Below are 15092 nucleotides of genomic sequence, written 5' to 3' on the forward strand. Positions count from 1 at the left end.
GCGCCGCTGGTCGACTTAGTGTCCTGTTCAGAGGACTCCAGGGAACAGGCACACTGGTAACCCTAAACTTCAGGGTTAGGGTTCGGGTCGGCGCTATGGACCGTCCCATTCGGCATCAGTCGTCGGATCGCGGCCACCGCGAGGCGGCGACACGTAACTCGAGGCGAGAGGCCTTCGACGTGGCAGCACCGCAGAACTACCTCGCAGTCATCAAAGTCATCGGTGTCGGCGGCGGTGGTGTCAATGCCATCAACCGGATGATCGAGGTCGGTCTCAAGGGCGTCGAGTTCATCGCCATCAACACCGACGCGCAAGCTCTGTTGATGAGCGACGCCGACGTCAAGCTGGACGTCGGCCGTGAACTCACCCGCGGACTCGGCGCCGGCGCCAACCCGGCCGTCGGCCGCAAGGCCGCCGAGGACCACCGCGAGGAGATCGAGGAGGTCCTCAAGGGGGCCGACATGGTCTTCGTGACAGCCGGTGAAGGCGGCGGCACCGGCACCGGCGGCGCGCCGGTCGTGGCCAACATCGCGCGCTCGCTGGGCGCCCTCACCATCGGCGTGGTCACGCGCCCGTTCACCTTCGAAGGACGGCGCCGTGCGAACCAGGCCGAGGACGGCATCGCCGAGCTGCGCGAAGAGGTCGACACCCTCATCGTCATCCCCAACGACCGGCTGCTGTCCATCTCGGACCGCCAGGTCAGCGTGCTCGACGCGTTCAAGTCCGCGGACCAGGTGCTGCTGTCCGGTGTGCAGGGCATCACCGACCTGATCACCACCCCCGGTCTGATCAACCTCGACTTCGCCGATGTGAAGTCGGTCATGTCCGAGGCCGGTTCGGCCCTGATGGGCATCGGCTCGGCCCGCGGCGACGACCGCGCGGTGGCCGCGGCCGAGATGGCGATCTCCTCGCCGCTGCTGGAAGCCTCCATCGACGGCGCCCGCGGCGTGCTGCTGTCCATCTCCGGCGGCTCCGATCTCGGCCTGTTCGAGATCAACGAGGCCGCCCAGCTGGTCAGCGAGGCCGCCCACCCCGAGGCCAACATCATCTTCGGCGCGGTCATCGACGACGCGCTCGGCGACGAGGTCCGGGTGACCGTGATCGCGGCCGGTTTCGACGGCGGACAGCCGCCGGCCCGCCGCGACAACGTCCTCGGTTCCTCCGCCACCACCCCCGCGCCCCGCCGCGAGGAGCCCGCACCGATCCGCCAGCCGGAGTCCCGGCCGACGTTCGGGGCGCTTGGCAGCGTGACGCCGAAGGAGGAGCCGGACCCGGCCGCCCCCGAGCCGGTCCACGACATCCCGGCCCCGGCCGCCCCGCCCATCCCGCCGGCGCCGCGGACCTACTCGGACAGCGCGGCCGAGGAACTGGACGTACCGGACTTCCTCAAGTGATAGGCCGGCGCGACACCGTGAACGGCGCGCACTTCGCCTTCACCGACCGGTGGGGCGGGGTGAGCGCCGTTCCGTACGAGGAGCTGAATCTCGGCGGCGCGGTCGGCGACGACCCCGGCGCCGTGCGCACCAACCGGGAACGGGCCGCGCGGGCCCTCGGGCTCGACCCGGCCCGCGTGGTGTGGATGAACCAGGTGCACGGCGCGGACGTCGCGGTCGTGGACGGGCCGTGGGACACCGCGGACATCCCGCCGGTCGACGCGATCGTCACCGCCCGGCGCGGGCTCGCCCTGGCGGTGCTCACCGCCGACTGCGTCCCGGTGCTGCTCGCCGACCCGGTGGCCCAGATCGCCGCCGCGGCCCACGCCGGACGCCCCGGCATGGTGGCCGGAGTGGTCCCCGCCGCCGTGCGCGCCATGGTGGATCTCGGCGCCGACCCGGCCCGGATCGTCGCCCGCACCGGCCCCGCGGTGTGCGGCCGGTGCTACGAGGTGCCGGAGGCCATGCGCGCCGAGGTGGCCGCCGTCGAGCCGGCGGCGTACGCCGAGACGCGTCGGGGCACGCCCGCCGTCGACGTGAGCGCCGGCGTGCACGCGCAACTGGAGCGCCTGGGCGTGCACGACCGGAAGCAGTCGCCGGTGTGCACGCTGGAATCGCGCGACCACTTCTCGTACCGCCGCGACCGCACCACCGGCCGGCTGGCGGGCTATGTCTGGCTGGACTGAGGGACATGACGGACCGTAAGGACGAGATCGCCAGAAACCTGGCACAGGTCGAGGAGCGCATCGCCGCGGCGTGCGCGGCCGCCGGGCGCTCCCGCGACGAGGTGACCCTGATCGTGGTCACCAAGACCTACCCGGCGGCGGACGTACGGGTGCTGGCGGAGTTCGGCGTACGGCACGTGGCGGAGAACCGCGACCAGGAAGCGGCGCCGAAAGCCGCGGAATGCGCGGATCTGCCCCTCAGGTGGCATTTTGTCGGTCAGCTCCAGACCAACAAGGTGCGCTCGGTGGTCGGTTACGCCGACGTCGTGCAGTCCGTCGACCGGCCCCGGCTGGTCACGGCGCTGTCGAAGGAGGCGGTGCGCGCCGGGCGCGAAGTGGGCTGCCTGATCCAGGTCGCGCTGGACGCGGGCGAGAGCGGACGCGGGGAGCGCGGCGGCGTGGCCCCCGAGGGAATCGAAGAGTTGGCCGACCTCGTCGCCCGGTCCGAGGGCCTGCGGTTGGACGGTCTGATGACCGTCGCGCCGTTGACCGGACAGTATGCGGGCCGTCAACGGGCGGCGTTCGATCGGCTCATGGATTTGTCGACCGACCTGCGCAGGGGCCATCCGGCTGCCACCATGGTCTCGGCAGGGATGAGTGCGGACCTCGAGCACGCCGTGGCGGCCGGTGCGACACATGTACGCGTCGGCACCGCGGTACTCGGAGTCCGACCCAGGCTCGGGTAACGTCGCCAAGAAGTCGGACCACAGCAGAAAATATGGTCGATACCGCCGGAGACGGCGCAACGACCTGTGGATCGCGGGGACTTGGCGGTCGTCAGCCGATCCACCACAGAGCGGAGGACTCAGAGCATGGCCGGCGCGATGCGCAAGATGGCGGTCTACCTCGGCCTCGTGGAGGACGATGGGTACGACGGCCGGGGATTCGACCCCGATGACGATTTCGAACCGGAACTCGACCCGGAGCCCGAGCGTGACCGCCGGCGGCAGGAGCCGTCGCACCAGTCGCACGGGACACACCAGTCACAGAGGGACGAGCCGGTACGAGTGGTGCAGCCTCCGGCGCCACGCGAACCGGTGACCCCGGCCGCTTCGCTGCCGGCGGAATCGGGCCGTCCGGCGCGGATCGCGCCCGTGGCGTCCATCACACAAGAACGCGCAAGCCTGGAGAAGAACGCACCGGTGATCATGCCCAAGGTCGTGTCCGAACGTGAGCCGTACCGGATCACCACGCTGCACCCCCGGACCTACAACGAGGCCCGTACCATCGGGGAACACTTCCGTGAGGGCACTCCGGTGATCATGAATCTGACGGAGATGGACGACACCGATGCGAAGCGACTTGTCGACTTCGCGGCCGGTCTGGTGTTCGGTCTTCACGGCAGCATCGAGCGGGTGACGCAGAAGGTGTTCCTGTTGTCGCCTGCTAACGTCGATGTCACGGCGGAGGACAAGGCCCGCATCGCAGAGGGCGGGTTCTTCAACCAGAGCTGAGACGCACCACCGGACGGACTCGGAGCAGGGGAGAGGGGAGCACCGATCATGGGCGTGGCCATGGAGGTTCTCTACATCGCGCTGATGGTGTTCCTCATCGTGCTCATCTTCCGTCTGGTCATGGACTATGTGTTCCAGTTCGCCCGCTCGTGGCAACCCGGCAAGGCGATGGTGGTCGTACTGGAGGCCACCTACACTGTCACCGATCCACCGCTGAAGCTTTTGCGGCGGTTCATCCCGCCGCTGCGTCTCGGGGGCGTGGCACTCGACCTGTCCTTCTTCGTACTGATGATCATCGTCTACATCCTGATCTGGATCGTGGGGAACCTCGCGACGTGAGGGTGGACGATACGGTCTTGCCGACTGCCGATGACTACGTTGAGGTGAAGAGATGCCGTTGACCCCCGAGGACGTGCGGAACAAGCAGTTCACGACCGTGCGCCTCCGAGAAGGCTATGACGAGGACGAGGTCGATGCCTTCCTCGACGAGGTCGAGGCCGAGCTGACCCGCCTGCTGCGCGAGAACGAGGACCTGCGCGCCAAGCTGGCCGCGGCCACCCGGGCCGCCGCCCAGAACCAGCAGAACATGCGCAAGGGTCCCCCAGAGCAGCAGGACCAGCAACATCAGCAGCAGGGCGGCGCGCCGCAGCCGGGCATGCGAGGTCCCGGCGCTCCTATGCCCGCCGGGATATCGGGACCGCCGCAGCAGCACGGCGGCCCCATGGGTGGCCCGCCGCAGCTGCCGAGCGGTGCCCCGCAGCTGCCCGCCGGCCCCGGCGGTCAGGGCCCGCAGGGCCCCGGCCCGATGGGCCAGGGTCCCGGTCCGATGGGCCAGGGGCCGATGCAGGGGCAGATGGGTCCGGGCGGCCCGATGGGCGGCCCCGGTCCCATGGGGGGTCCCGGCCCGATGGGTCAGGGCCCCGGTGGCGACAGCGCCGCGCGCGTGCTGTCGCTGGCCCAGCAGACCGCGGACCAGGCGATCGCCGAGGCCCGGGCCGAGGCCAACAAGATCGTCGGCGAGGCGCGGTCGCGCGCCGAGGGTCTGGAGCGCGACGCCCGTGCCAAGGCCGACGCGCTGGAGCGGGACGCGCAGGAGAAGCACCGTGTCGCGATGGGCTCCCTGGAGTCCGCCCGCGCCACGCTGGAGCGCAAGGTCGAGGACCTGCGCGGCTTCGAGCGCGAGTACCGCACGCGGCTGAAGTCGTACCTGGAGTCGCAGCTGCGCCAGCTGGAGACGCAGGCCGACGACTCGCTGGCCCCGCCGCGCACCCCCGCGACGGCGTCGCTGCCGCCGTCCCCGGCGCCCTCGCCCTCGATGGCCCCGGCCGGTGCGGGGGCCCCGTCCTACGGCGGCAACCAGTCGGTGGGCGGCGGCGGTTCCGGCGGCCAGTCCACCCCGTCCTACGGCGGCCAGCAGCAGATGACGCCGGCGATGACCCAGCCGATGGCTCCGGTCCGCCCGCAGGGCCCGTCCCCGATGGGCCAGGCGCCGTCTCCGATGCGCGGCTTCCTCATCGACGAGGACGACAACTGAGCACGACGGCGTAGTCGGACGTCGGCAGCCACGCGGACGGCCCCGGAGACAGTTCCCTCCGGGGCCGTTCGGCTGTCCGGGGACGCGGCGGGTGGTGCGGCGGCGTCGCGGACGGCGGACCAGGCCGCGGGCGACCGTCGGCCGGGCAGCGGGATGCTCCCGTGCGCCGGGGCGTGCGAGCCGGCGGTGAAGCCGGCGCGTGGAAGCCGGGGTGAAGCCGGGGCGCGCACGACGAAGGCCTCGCCGGGAGCTTGGGTTCAAGGGGTCGTCGGACGGCGAGGGGCGGGCATCCGCCGGGCGCCCGCCCCTCGCCGTGCGTCACGCCTTGCGCAGACGGAACGTCAGCGACAGCCCGTCGTCGGTGAACGGCTCGCCGTAGGAGTCGTCGGCCTCGCCCTCGGCGAAGTCCGTGGCGAGGACCTCGTCGGCGATGAGCCCGGCGTGCTGTGACAGCGCCGCCACCACGGCGGGATCCGTGGAGGTCCACCGCAGGGCGATCCGGTCGGCGACGTCCAGACCGCTGTTCTTGCGGGCCTCCTGGATCAGCCGGATCGCGTCACGGGCCAGGCCCGCCTGCCGGAGCTCCTCGGTGATCTCCAGGTCCAGCGCCACGGTCGCGCCCGCGTCGGACGCCACCGACCAGCCCTCGCGCGGGGTCTCGGTGATGATCACCTCGTCCGGAGCGAGGCTGATGGTCTCCCCGTCGACCTCCACGGACGCCGTGCCCTCGCGCAGCGCCAGCGACAGCGCGGCGGCGTCGGCCGCGGCGATCGCCTTGGCGACGTCCTGCACCCGCTTGCCGAACCGCTTGCCCAGCGCCCGGAAGTTGGCCTTGGCGGTGGTGTCCACCAGGGACCCGCCGACCTCGGACAGCGACGCCAGCGAGGTGACGTTCAGCTCCTCGGTGATCTGGGTGCGCAGCTCCGCGTCCAGGGACTCGAAGCCGTTCGCGGCGATCAGCGCACGGGACAGCGGCTGACGGGTCTTGACGCCCGACTCGGCGCGGGTGGCCCGGCCCAGCTCCACCAGCCGGCGCACCAGCACCATCTGCCGCGACAGCTCGGGGTCGATCGCCGACAGGTCCGCCTCCGGCCATGACGCCAGGTGCACCGACTCCGGGGCGCCCGGCGTGACCGGCACGATCAGGTCCTGCCACACCCGCTCGGTGATGAACGGGGTGATCGGGGCCATCAGCTTGGTGACGGTCTCCAGCACCTCGTGCAGCGTGCGCAGGGCCGCCTTGTCGCCCTGCCAGAACCGGCGGCGGGAGCGGCGCACGTACCAGTTGGACAGGTCGTCGACGAACGCCGACAGCAGCTTGCCGGCGCGCTGCGTGTCGTAGGCCTCCATGGCCTGCGTGACCTGGTCGGTCAGCGCGTGCAGCTCGCTGAGCAGCCAGCGGTCCAGCAGCGGACGCGCGGCCGGCGCCGGGTCGTCGGCCGAGGGCGCCCAGCCGGAGGTACGGGCGTACAGCGCCTGGAAGGCGACCGTGTTCCAGTACGTCAGCAGCGTCTTGCGGACGACCTCCTGGATGGTGCCGTGGCCGACGCGGCGGGCCGCCCACGGGGAGCCGCCGGCCGCCATGAACCAGCGGACCGCGTCCGCGCCGTGCTCGTCCATGAGCGGGATCGGCTGGAGGATGTTGCCCAGGTGCTTGGACATCTTCCGGCCGTCCTCGGCCAGGATGTGGCCCAGGCACACGACGTTCTCGTACGCGGACGTGTCGAACACCAGGGTGCCGACGGCCATCAGCGTGTAGAACCAGCCGCGGGTCTGGTCGATCGCCTCGGAGATGAACTGGGCCGGGTAGCGGCTCTCGAACAGCTCCTTGTTCTTGTACGGGTAGCCCCACTGCGCGAACGGCATGGAGCCCGAGTCGTACCAGGCGTCGATGACCTCCGGCACGCGGGTCGCGGTCTTGCCGCAGCCCTCGTGCGGGCAGGCGAAGGTCACCTCGTCGATGAACGGGCGGTGCGGGTCCAGGTCCGACTGGTCGGTGCCGGACAGCTCGGTCAGCTCCGCGCGGGAGCCGACGCAGGTGAGGTGGTCGTCCTCGCAGCGCCAGATCGGCAGCGGGGTGCCCCAGTAACGGTTGCGGGAGAGCGCCCAGTCGATGTTGTTGTTCAGCCAGTCGCCGAAGCGGCCGTGCTTGACCGTCTCCGGGAACCAGTTGGTCTTCTCGTTCTCCGCGAGCAGCCGGTCCTTGATCGCGGTGGTGCGGATGTACCAGGACGGCTGGGCGTAGTAGAGCAGCGCGGTGTGGCAGCGCCAGCAGTGCGGGTAGCTGTGCTCGTACGGCAGGTGCCGGAACAGCAGCCCGCGCTCCTTGAGGTCCTGGGTGAGCTTTTCGTCCGCCTTCTTGAAGAAGACGCCGCCGACCAGCGGGACGTCCTCGGCGAAGGTGCCGTCGGGACGGACCGGGTTGACCACCGGAAGGTCGTAGGAGCGGCACACCTTCAGGTCGTCCTCACCGAAGGCGGGGGACTGGTGGACCAGGCCCGTACCGTCCTCGGTGGTGACGTACTCGGCGTTGACCACGAAGTGCGCCGGGGCCGGGTTGCCCTCGGCCGTCTCGTCCGGGAACTCCACCAGCTCGAACGGCCGCCGGTAGGTCCAGCGCTCCATCTCGGCGCCGGTGAAGCTCTGCCCGGTGGGCTCCCAGCCCTCGCCGAGCGCCTTGCCGAGCAGCGGCTCGGCGACGACGAGCTTCTCCTCGCCGTTCGTCGCGACGACGTAGGTGACCTCCGGGTGCGCGGCCACGGCCGTGTTGGAGACCAGGGTCCACGGCGTGGTCGTCCACACCAGCAGCGCGGCCTCGCCGGCCAGCGGGCCGGAGGTGAGCGGGAAGCGGACGTAGACCGACGGGTCGACGACCGTCTCGTAGCCCTGGGCCAGCTCGTGGTCGGACAGGCCGGTGCCGCAGCGCGGGCACCAGGGCGCGACCCGGTGGTCCTGGACCAGCAGGCCCTTGGTGAAGATCTCCTTCAGCGACCACCACACCGACTCGATGTACTCGGGGTCCATGGTGCGGTAGGCGTCGTCGAGGTCGACCCAGTAGCCCATGCGGGTCGTCAGCTCGGCGAAGGCGTCGGTGTGCCGGGTGACGGACTCACGGCACTTGGCGTTGAACGCGGCGATGCCGTACGCCTCGATGTCCTGCTTGCCGGTGAAGCCCAGCTCCTTCTCCACGGCCAGCTCCACGGGCAGGCCGTGGCAGTCCCAGCCGGCCTTGCGGCCCACGTGGTAGCCGCGCATGGTGCGGAAGCGGGGAAAGACGTCCTTGAAGACGCGGGCCTCGATGTGGTGCGCGCCCGGCATGCCGTTCGCGGTGGGCGGGCCCTCGTAGAACACCCACTCCGGGCGCCCCTGCGACTGCTCCAGGCTCTTCGCGAAGATCTTCTGCTCGCGCCAGAAGTCGAGCACCGCGTGCTCGAGCGCGGGCAGGTCGATCTGCGCGGGCACCTGTCGGTACTGCGTCATCGGTCTTCCTCCGGCGGACGTGCTGCCTTCCGTCGGAGGGACGAGAGCCTGTGCTGTCCACGCCGTCTGCGGCGCGCTCCCGCGGTACCACCCTCCTTGGCCCCCCGGTGCGCGGTGCGCTCCGGCGAACCCCCTCATTTGGGATCGCGATGCCTGGTTCTACTCACCCCTCGGGACGTCAGAGGGGCTTTCTTCCGGCAGCTCCGGGGTGATCTTCACGTCGCGCTCGCCCCCGGGCTTCCACCGTCCCCGGGTCGCTCCAGGCTGCGTACGCCGCTACTCGTCCCCATCCACGCTTTTCGCTGCGCCCCAGTGTACGGCTCCGCGGGACCTGTGGCCGACCGGATTCACCGACGCGCGCCGGGCGGGAGACGCGCGCCGTGCGGTGACCCGAACGGCACGGCGCACCCGGCCGGATCGCACGACAGGCCGCCGGCCGGATTACCCGGCGGCCAGCTGGGCACAACGCATGCATGCCGGCCCCGCGGCACGCGCGAGGCGGGCGAATCGGGCGGCGTGCCCCGTTGCCGCGGGAGACGGGTCGATTTATCGTCCCAGCACGATTCGCGAGCAAGATCACACTATGTGAAGGGGCCGCGGCCATGGTGGCGAAGAAGACCGCCGAGCAGTCGGCGTCCGGCGGGACCCGGACCTCGGGCGCCGCCGGCACGCCGTCCGGTTCCCGCGACGCGACGGCGACCGGGAGGAAGGCCGCGGACGCCGCCGCCGAGGGGGCACCCGCGCGCGGACCGGCCGCGTCGCGTGCTCCCGCACGCGGTGCGCAGCCGGGGCTCACGGCCGCTGTGGACGCGGCCGCGCGGGCAGCGGGAAGGAAGAGCACGGCCAAGAAGGCGGGCGCGGCTCGGGCCGCGAAGAAGACGGGAGCCACGACGGTGGGTGCGAAGAAGACTCCTGGTACGGCCGCGGCGGCCACGACCGCCATCCCGGAGGTACGCGCCGGGGCGGTGGAGCCGGGCGACCTCCCGGTCCGGCCGGGCGAGGACCCCTGGACGGCCGAGGAGGTCGAGGAGTCCCGCGCCGGGCTGCAGGCGGAGGCGGAGCGGCTGCGCGCGGAGATCACCTCCGCCGAGGAGTCCCTGGTGGGCCTCATGCGGGACTCCGGGGACGGCGCCGGCGACGACCAGGCCGACACCGGCACCAAGAACATCACGCGCGAGCACGAGCTGGCGCTCGCCGCCAACGCGCGCGAGATGCTGGTACAGATCGAACGCGCCCTGGAGCGGCTGGACGCGGGCACCTACGGGCTGTGCGAGAACTGCGGGGACCCGATCGGCAAGGCCCGCATGCAGGCCTTCCCGCGGGCCACCCTGTGCGTGCAGTGCAAGCAGAAGCAGGAGCGCCGGTACTGAGCCTCGCGGATGCCGGGCCGGGGACGACAACGCCGGTACGGAAACCGGCGGGAGGCGTGCCGTAGTCTCGTCCTTCAGTCAGGTACCTAGGTCGAGGGACTCACGTGGCAGAGGTGGAGCGCATCATCGGTACGCCGGACACCCCGGACGCGGCAGCGGGCGGCGGGAAGGAGCGGCCCGGCGCCGGCGCGGAACCGGAGGCGCGGCCGGACGCCGAGGGGGAACGGACCCAGGACACCGCCGAGGAGGAGCGGGCCCCGGCCGGCGGATCCGGCGCCGGCACCCCGGCGCCCGCGGCGGAGGGCACGGCCGCCGTGCCCGCCCCGGCCGGCGACGGCGAGGACGCCTCCGCCCCGGACCAGCGGCCCCGCGGCCGCCGCCGGGTCGCCGTGCTGTTCACGGTCGCGGCGGTCGCGTACGCGCTCGACCTGATCAGCAAGATCATCGTGGTGGCCAAGCTGGAGCATCACGCCCCGGTGAAGATCATCGGTGACTGGCTGCAGCTGGAGGCGATCCGCAACGCCGGTGCCGCCTTCAGTTTCGGCGAGGCCTACACGGTGATCTTCACGGTGATCGCGGTGGCCGTGATCGTGGTGATCATCCGGCTCGCCCGCAAGCTGTACAGCGTGCCGTGGGCGATCGCGCTCGGCCTGCTGCTCGGCGGTGCGCTGGGCAATCTCACCGACCGCATCTTCCGCGCGCCACGCGTGTTCGAAGGCGCGGTGGTGGACTTCATCTCGCCCAAGCACTTCGCGGTCTTCAACCTCGCCGACTCGGCGATCGTCTGCGGCGGCATCCTGATCGTGCTGCTGTCCTTCCGCGGACTGGATCCGGACGGCACCGTCCACCGCTGACGCCTCCCGTACGGGAGCAGTCGGCCTGGCGGGCTCCCGTACGGGACCGCCGCGCCCGTCCGGCATACTCGACGGGTGAGCACGCTTCCCGAGATCCGTACCCTTCCCGTGCCCGACGGCCTGGAGGGCGAGCGCGTCGACGCCGCCATCTCCCGCATGTTCGGCTTCTCCCGCACCAAGGCCGCCGAGCTGGCCGCCGCGGGCAAGGTGCTCGTCGACGGCACGGCGGTCGGCAAGTCCGAGCGGGTGCGCGGCGGGGCCTGGCTCGAAGTGGAGATGCCCCAGGCGCCCGCCCCGGTGCGGGTGGTGGCCGAGCCGGTCGAGGGCATGCAGATCGTGCACGACGACGAGGACGTGGTCGTGATCGTCAAGCCGGTCGGCGTGGCCGCGCACCCCAGCCCCGGCTGGACGGGCCCCACCGTGATCGGCGGGCTGGCCGCGGCCGGCTTCCGCATCTCCACCTCGGGCGCCGCCGAACGCCAGGGCATCGTGCACCGCCTGGACGTGGGCACCTCGGGCCTGATGGTGGTGGCCAAGTCGGAGTACGCGTACACCTCGCTCAAGCGCCAGTTCAAGGAGCGCACGGTCGACAAGCGCTACCACACCCTGGTGCAGGGACACCCCGACCCGACCAGCGGCACCATCGACGCGCCCATCGGCCGGCACCCGCACCACGACTACAAGTGGGCCGTGACCGCCGACGGCAAGCCGTCCGTCACGCACTACGACCTGATCGAGGCCTTCCGCTCCGCCTCGCTGCTCGACGTCAAGCTGGAGACCGGCCGCACCCACCAGATCCGGGTGCACATGGCCGCCCACCGCCACCCCTGCGTCGGCGACCTCACCTACGGCGCCGACCCCACCCTCGCCAAGCGGCTGAGGCTGACCCGGCAGTGGCTGCACGCCGTGCGGCTCGGCTTCGAGCACCCCGCCGACGGCCGCTGGGTGGAGTTCACCAGCGACTACCCGGAGGACCTGCAGCGCGCCCTGGACCAGGTCCGTGCGGAGACCTGGGCATGAGCGGGCCGTCGTTCGCCGTCCGGGTCGCCGAGGACCCGGCCGACCGCGAGGCGTGCTTCGCGGTGCGCAAGGAGGTCTTCGTCGCCGAGCAGGGCGTCCCCGAGGACATCGAGTACGACGCCTACGACGCCGTCGCCGTGCATGTGCTCGCCGTCCGCGACGACGGCACCCCGCTGGGCACGGGCCGGCTGCTGTACGGCGAGGCGGCCGCCGCGAAGACAGGCGGCGACCTGTCCGTCGGCTCCCTCGGGCGGCTGGCCGTCGCCCGCCCGGCCCGCGGACTGGGCGTCGGCGCCGCCCTGGTGGGGGCCATCGAGGAGGCGGCCCGCGCCCGCGGCCTGACCGCGGTGGACCTGCACGCGCAGACCCATGCGCTGGGCTTCTACGAGCGGCTGGGGTACACGGCGTACGGCCCGGAGTTCCTCGACGCGGGCATCCCGCACCGCGCCATGCGGCGCGCGCTGTAGCACACAGCTGCCACACGGGCCCGACCGGGGGTCAGCACGCCCGGCCGCCAGGCCGCCGCGCAGGTCAGCGGGGCGGCCTGGCAGGCTGGAGGCTGCCGTGGCCCGTAGTGACCCTGGAGCGCCGCCCGTGGACCAGCTGGCCCTGCTGTTCGCCGTCCTGCTCGGTGCCGTGATCAGCGTGCCCGTCGGCGACCGCCTCGGGCTGCCCGCGCCGGCGCTGATGACGCGCTTCGGGATGGTCCTCGCCGTGGCGGACTTCGTGCCGAACGCCGACATCCCTCCCGCCCGAGCTGATCCTGCCCACGCTGCTGCCGCCGCTGCTCTACGCCGCCGTGCGGCGCACCTCCTGGCGGCAGTTCGCGGCGAACAAACGGCCGATCTTCCTGCTGGCCGTGGCGCTGGTGTTCGTCACCACCGTCTGCGTCGCCGTCGTCGCCCACGCCATCGTGCCGGGGCTGCCGCTGGCCGCCGCCGTGGCGCTGGGCGCGCTGGTGGCCCCGCCCGACCCGGTGGCGGCGACCGCCGTGGCCGGACCGCTCGGACTGCCCCGCCGTCTGGTGTCGATCCTGGAGGGCGAGGGGCTGTTCAACGGCGTCACGGCGATCGTGCTGTACCGCGTCGCCATACCGCCGTCGTCAGCGGCGAGTTCTCCGTCTGGAAGGCCGGGCTCGACCTGGTGCTGTCCGCGGTGGTCGCGGTGATCGTGGGCTTCGCCCTGGGCTGGGGCGCGAACGAGCTGCTGGGCCTGCTGGAGGACGCCACCTGCCAGATCGGGCTGACCCTGCTCGTGCCGTACGCCTCCTGCGTACTGGCCGAGGAGCTGCACGGCTGTGGGGTCCTGGCCGTGCTCACCACCGCGCTGGTCCTGGCCGAGTACGCACGGCCCACCAGCCCAGCAGCTCGCCCCAGCGGCCGGAGGCGGTGTTGAGGGCGTTGTGCAGCTCCAGGCCGATCAGCCCGAAGGCGACACCGGTGACGAGGGTGTCGACGACGTCCCAGACGGTGTGTCCGGCCGGCCGGGTCATCACGTCGTCGGCGTCGGCGCGAGATGCTCAGCGCGGCCCGGCACGAGGTGCTGGCGGTGCGCAGCGAGCCCGGTGCCGACCCGGAAAGGCGTGGACCGGGTGCTGCGTCACCTGGACGTGCGCAGCCTGCGCTGGGCGCGGGCCGGGCCTGTCGCCCGGATCAGCGCGTGCCAGGCCCCGCGACGCCGGGACGATCCGAGCGGCAGGCCCTGGGGAACCGGCCGCCCAACGGTTGCCGCCGCGCCGCGCGAGCCGCAAGCTGTGATCATGACGCGCAACGTGGTGATCAGCGGGGCGGGCACCGGCATCGGCCTGGCCACGGCCCGGATGTTCGCGGACCACGGCGACCGGGTCCTGCTGCTCGGACGGCGCGCGGACGTGCTGCGCGAGGCGCGGGTGCCCGGTGCCCTCACGTACGCCGCCGACGTCGCCGACGTGGCGTCCCTGCGCGGCGTCACCCGGTTCGTGGCCGACGAGATGGGCGCCGTGGACGTCCTGATCCACAGTGCCGGAGGCTCCGGACAGCTCGAGCCGCGGCAGGAACGGGAGGATCCGCTCGAAGCCGTCGCCGACGACTGGACGACCGCCTTCCGGCTCAACACGCTCACCGCCGTCCTGCTCACCGAGGCGCTCAGGAGCCGGCTCGCCGAGCCCGGCGGACGGGTGCTGTTCCTCAGCTCCATCGCCGCCTACCGCGGCTCGGGCCGCGGCGCCTACGCCGCCGCCAAGGCGGCCCTTCACCCCTACGCCCACGCCCTGGCCCGCGAGCTGGGCCCGCACGGCATCACGGTGAACGTCGTGGCGCCCGGCTATGTGGAGGACACCGCCTTCTTCGGCGACACGATGGACGACGCCCGCCGCGAGCGGCTGGTCGCCGAGACGCTGGACAAGCGCCCCGGCACCCCCGGCGACGTCGCCGCCACCCTGCACTGGCTGGCCTCCCCGGCCGCCGCGCACATCACCTCGCAGATCATCCAGGTCAACGGCGGGGCGGAACGCGGCCACTGAACCGCGCGGTCGGCCCTCCACCGGGGGCCGCCCGCTCCGGCTGGCACCATGGCCTCATGAACATCATGCTCTTCCACTCGACCCATGGCCTCACACCCGCGGTGCGCCAGGCCGCGGACCGGCTGCGCGCGGCCGGGCACGAGGTGTGGACCCCGGACCTGTTCGAGGGGCGCACCTTCGACTCGGTCGAGGAAGGCATGGCCTTCAAGGACCGGCTCGGCAAGGAGGAGCTGCTGCGGCGGGCCGTCCTGGCCGCGGCGCCCTACTCGGAGCGCGGACTGGTGTACGCCGGGTTCTCCCTGGGCGCCTCCATCGCGCAGACGCTGGCGCTGGGCGACGACAAGGCCCGCGGCGTGCTGCTTCTGCACGGCACCTCCGACATCGCGCCCAACGTCCAGGTGGACGACCTGCCGGTGCAGCTGCACGTCGCCGAGCCCGACCCCTTCGAGACGGACGACTGGCTGAGCGCCTGGTACCTGCGGATGGGCCGGATCGGCGCCGACGTCGAGGTGTACCGCTACGCCGGGGCCGGCCACCTGTACACCGACCCCGGCCACCCGGACTACGACGCGGAGGCCGCCGAGGCCACCTGGCGGGTGGCGCTCGGCTTCCTCGACAGCCTCCAGGCGGCCTGAGCGGGAGCCCTCCGGCGGCCGGGGCCCTCCCGGCGTCGCCGTGTGCCCGGAGAAGGTCGCTGACGTGCCTGGAACCACAGAGCGGGC

13 protein-coding genes and 2 pseudogenes are annotated in these 15092 nt (G+C 72.3%); 13 read left to right on the forward strand and 2 right to left on the reverse strand.

Translation table 11 applies throughout. The annotated features are described in order from the left end of the window. The first annotated feature begins 179 nt into the window (after positions 1-179). From ftsZ to IE286_RS04075, 6 genes are all read left to right on the forward strand, one after another. The gene (gene ftsZ, locus IE286_RS04050) at positions 180-1394 is read left to right on the forward strand and encodes a cell division protein FtsZ (protein WP_189795201.1); all 1215 of its coding nucleotides are present in this window, start codon (positions 180-182) and stop codon (positions 1392-1394) included. Then, positions 1391-2119: a peptidoglycan editing factor PgeF gene (pgeF, locus tag IE286_RS04055; RefSeq protein ID WP_189795202.1), complete on the forward strand. Its 729-nt coding sequence runs from the start codon at positions 1391-1393 to the stop codon at positions 2117-2119. The genes ftsZ and pgeF overlap by 4 nt, the downstream gene beginning before the upstream one ends. 5 nt (positions 2120-2124) lie before the next feature. Next, positions 2125-2844, forward strand: coding sequence for a YggS family pyridoxal phosphate-dependent enzyme (locus IE286_RS04060; protein WP_189795203.1), 720 nt, complete (start codon positions 2125-2127; stop codon positions 2842-2844). 126 nt (positions 2845-2970) lie between these two features. After that, positions 2971-3612 (forward strand): cell division protein SepF, encoded by a 642-nt coding sequence (locus IE286_RS04065; RefSeq protein ID WP_125497799.1) that lies wholly within the window; start codon positions 2971-2973, stop codon positions 3610-3612. A gap of 48 nt (positions 3613-3660) precedes the next feature. After that, positions 3661-3951, forward strand: coding sequence for a YggT family protein (locus tag IE286_RS04070; protein ID WP_028422526.1), 291 nt, complete (start codon positions 3661-3663; stop codon positions 3949-3951). 52 nt (positions 3952-4003) lie between these two features. Then, the gene (locus IE286_RS04075; protein WP_189795204.1) at positions 4004-5146 is read left to right on the forward strand and encodes a DivIVA domain-containing protein; all 1143 of its coding nucleotides are present in this window, start codon (positions 4004-4006) and stop codon (positions 5144-5146) included. Positions 5147-5464: 318 nt separating this feature from the next. Here the strand turns inward: IE286_RS04075 and ileS are convergent, their stop codons facing one another. Further along, positions 5465-8626, reverse strand: coding sequence for an isoleucine--tRNA ligase (gene ileS / locus IE286_RS04080; RefSeq protein WP_189795205.1), 3162 nt, complete (start codon positions 8624-8626; stop codon positions 5465-5467). Positions 8627-9228: 602 nt separating this feature from the next. Between ileS and IE286_RS04085 the strand changes: the two genes are divergently transcribed. The 5 genes and pseudogenes from IE286_RS04085 to IE286_RS04105 all read left to right on the forward strand — a co-directional run. Continuing rightward, positions 9229-9996 carry a TraR/DksA family transcriptional regulator gene (locus IE286_RS04085; RefSeq protein WP_189795206.1) on the forward strand — a complete coding sequence of 256 codons (768 nt, stop codon included), beginning with the start codon at positions 9229-9231 and terminating at the stop codon, positions 9994-9996. A gap of 104 nt (positions 9997-10100) precedes the next feature. After that, on the forward strand, positions 10101-10850 hold the full coding sequence (lspA, locus tag IE286_RS04090) for a signal peptidase II (protein WP_189795207.1): 750 nt from the start codon (positions 10101-10103) through the stop codon (positions 10848-10850). Between the two features lie 75 nt (positions 10851-10925). Further along, positions 10926-11870 (forward strand): RluA family pseudouridine synthase, encoded by a 945-nt coding sequence (locus tag IE286_RS04095; protein ID WP_189795208.1) that lies wholly within the window; start codon positions 10926-10928, stop codon positions 11868-11870. After that, on the forward strand, positions 11867-12337 hold the full coding sequence (locus tag IE286_RS04100) for a GNAT family N-acetyltransferase (protein WP_189795209.1): 471 nt from the start codon (positions 11867-11869) through the stop codon (positions 12335-12337). Before IE286_RS04095 ends, IE286_RS04100 begins: the two co-directional genes overlap by 4 nt. Positions 12338-12464: 127 nt before the next feature. Then, positions 12465-13217, forward strand: a pseudogene (locus IE286_RS04105) (cation:proton antiporter domain-containing protein); the annotation flags it as partial. Here IE286_RS04105 and IE286_RS27840 read toward each other — a convergent pair. Beyond that, positions 13216-13377 (reverse strand): annotated as a pseudogene (locus tag IE286_RS27840) (Na+/H+ antiporter); the annotation flags it as partial. The pseudogenes IE286_RS04105 and IE286_RS27840 sit on opposite strands and share 2 nt — an antisense overlap. A gap of 252 nt (positions 13378-13629) precedes the next feature. On the opposite strand from IE286_RS27840, the gene IE286_RS04110 reads away from it, so the two are divergent. Next, positions 13630-14370 carry an SDR family NAD(P)-dependent oxidoreductase gene (locus IE286_RS04110; RefSeq protein ID WP_189795210.1) on the forward strand — a complete coding sequence of 247 codons (741 nt, stop codon included), beginning with the start codon at positions 13630-13632 and terminating at the stop codon, positions 14368-14370. Positions 14371-14426: 56 nt separating this feature from the next. Beyond that, complete coding sequence (locus tag IE286_RS04115) at positions 14427-15005, forward strand: dienelactone hydrolase family protein (RefSeq protein ID WP_189795211.1); 579 nt, start codon at positions 14427-14429, stop codon at positions 15003-15005. Positions 15006-15092 lie beyond the last annotated feature (87 nt).

It is taken from the genome of Streptomyces thermodiastaticus, from assembly GCF_014656135.1.
Taxonomy (GTDB): Bacteria; Actinomycetota; Actinomycetes; order Streptomycetales; family Streptomycetaceae; genus Streptomyces; species Streptomyces thermodiastaticus.

Coding starts and splice junctions, on each gene's coding strand:
- IE286_RS04060 (WP_189795203.1), top strand. CDS start 2,125: ATGACGGACCGTAAGGACGAGATCGCCAGAAACCTGGCACAGGTCGAG.
- IE286_RS04065 (WP_125497799.1), top strand. CDS start 2,971: ATGGCCGGCGCGATGCGCAAGATGGCGGTCTACCTCGGCCTCGTGGAG.
- IE286_RS04070 (WP_028422526.1), top strand. CDS start 3,661: ATGGGCGTGGCCATGGAGGTTCTCTACATCGCGCTGATGGTGTTCCTC.
- IE286_RS04075 (WP_189795204.1), top strand. CDS start 4,004: ATGCCGTTGACCCCCGAGGACGTGCGGAACAAGCAGTTCACGACCGTG.
- ileS (WP_189795205.1), bottom strand. CDS start 8,626: ATGACGCAGTACCGACAGGTGCCCGCGCAGATCGACCTGCCCGCGCTC.
- IE286_RS04085 (WP_189795206.1), top strand. CDS start 9,229: ATGGTGGCGAAGAAGACCGCCGAGCAGTCGGCGTCCGGCGGGACCCGG.
- IE286_RS04100 (WP_189795209.1), top strand. CDS start 11,867: ATGAGCGGGCCGTCGTTCGCCGTCCGGGTCGCCGAGGACCCGGCCGAC.
- IE286_RS04110 (WP_189795210.1), top strand. CDS start 13,630: ATGACGCGCAACGTGGTGATCAGCGGGGCGGGCACCGGCATCGGCCTG.
- IE286_RS04115 (WP_189795211.1), top strand. CDS start 14,427: ATGAACATCATGCTCTTCCACTCGACCCATGGCCTCACACCCGCGGTG.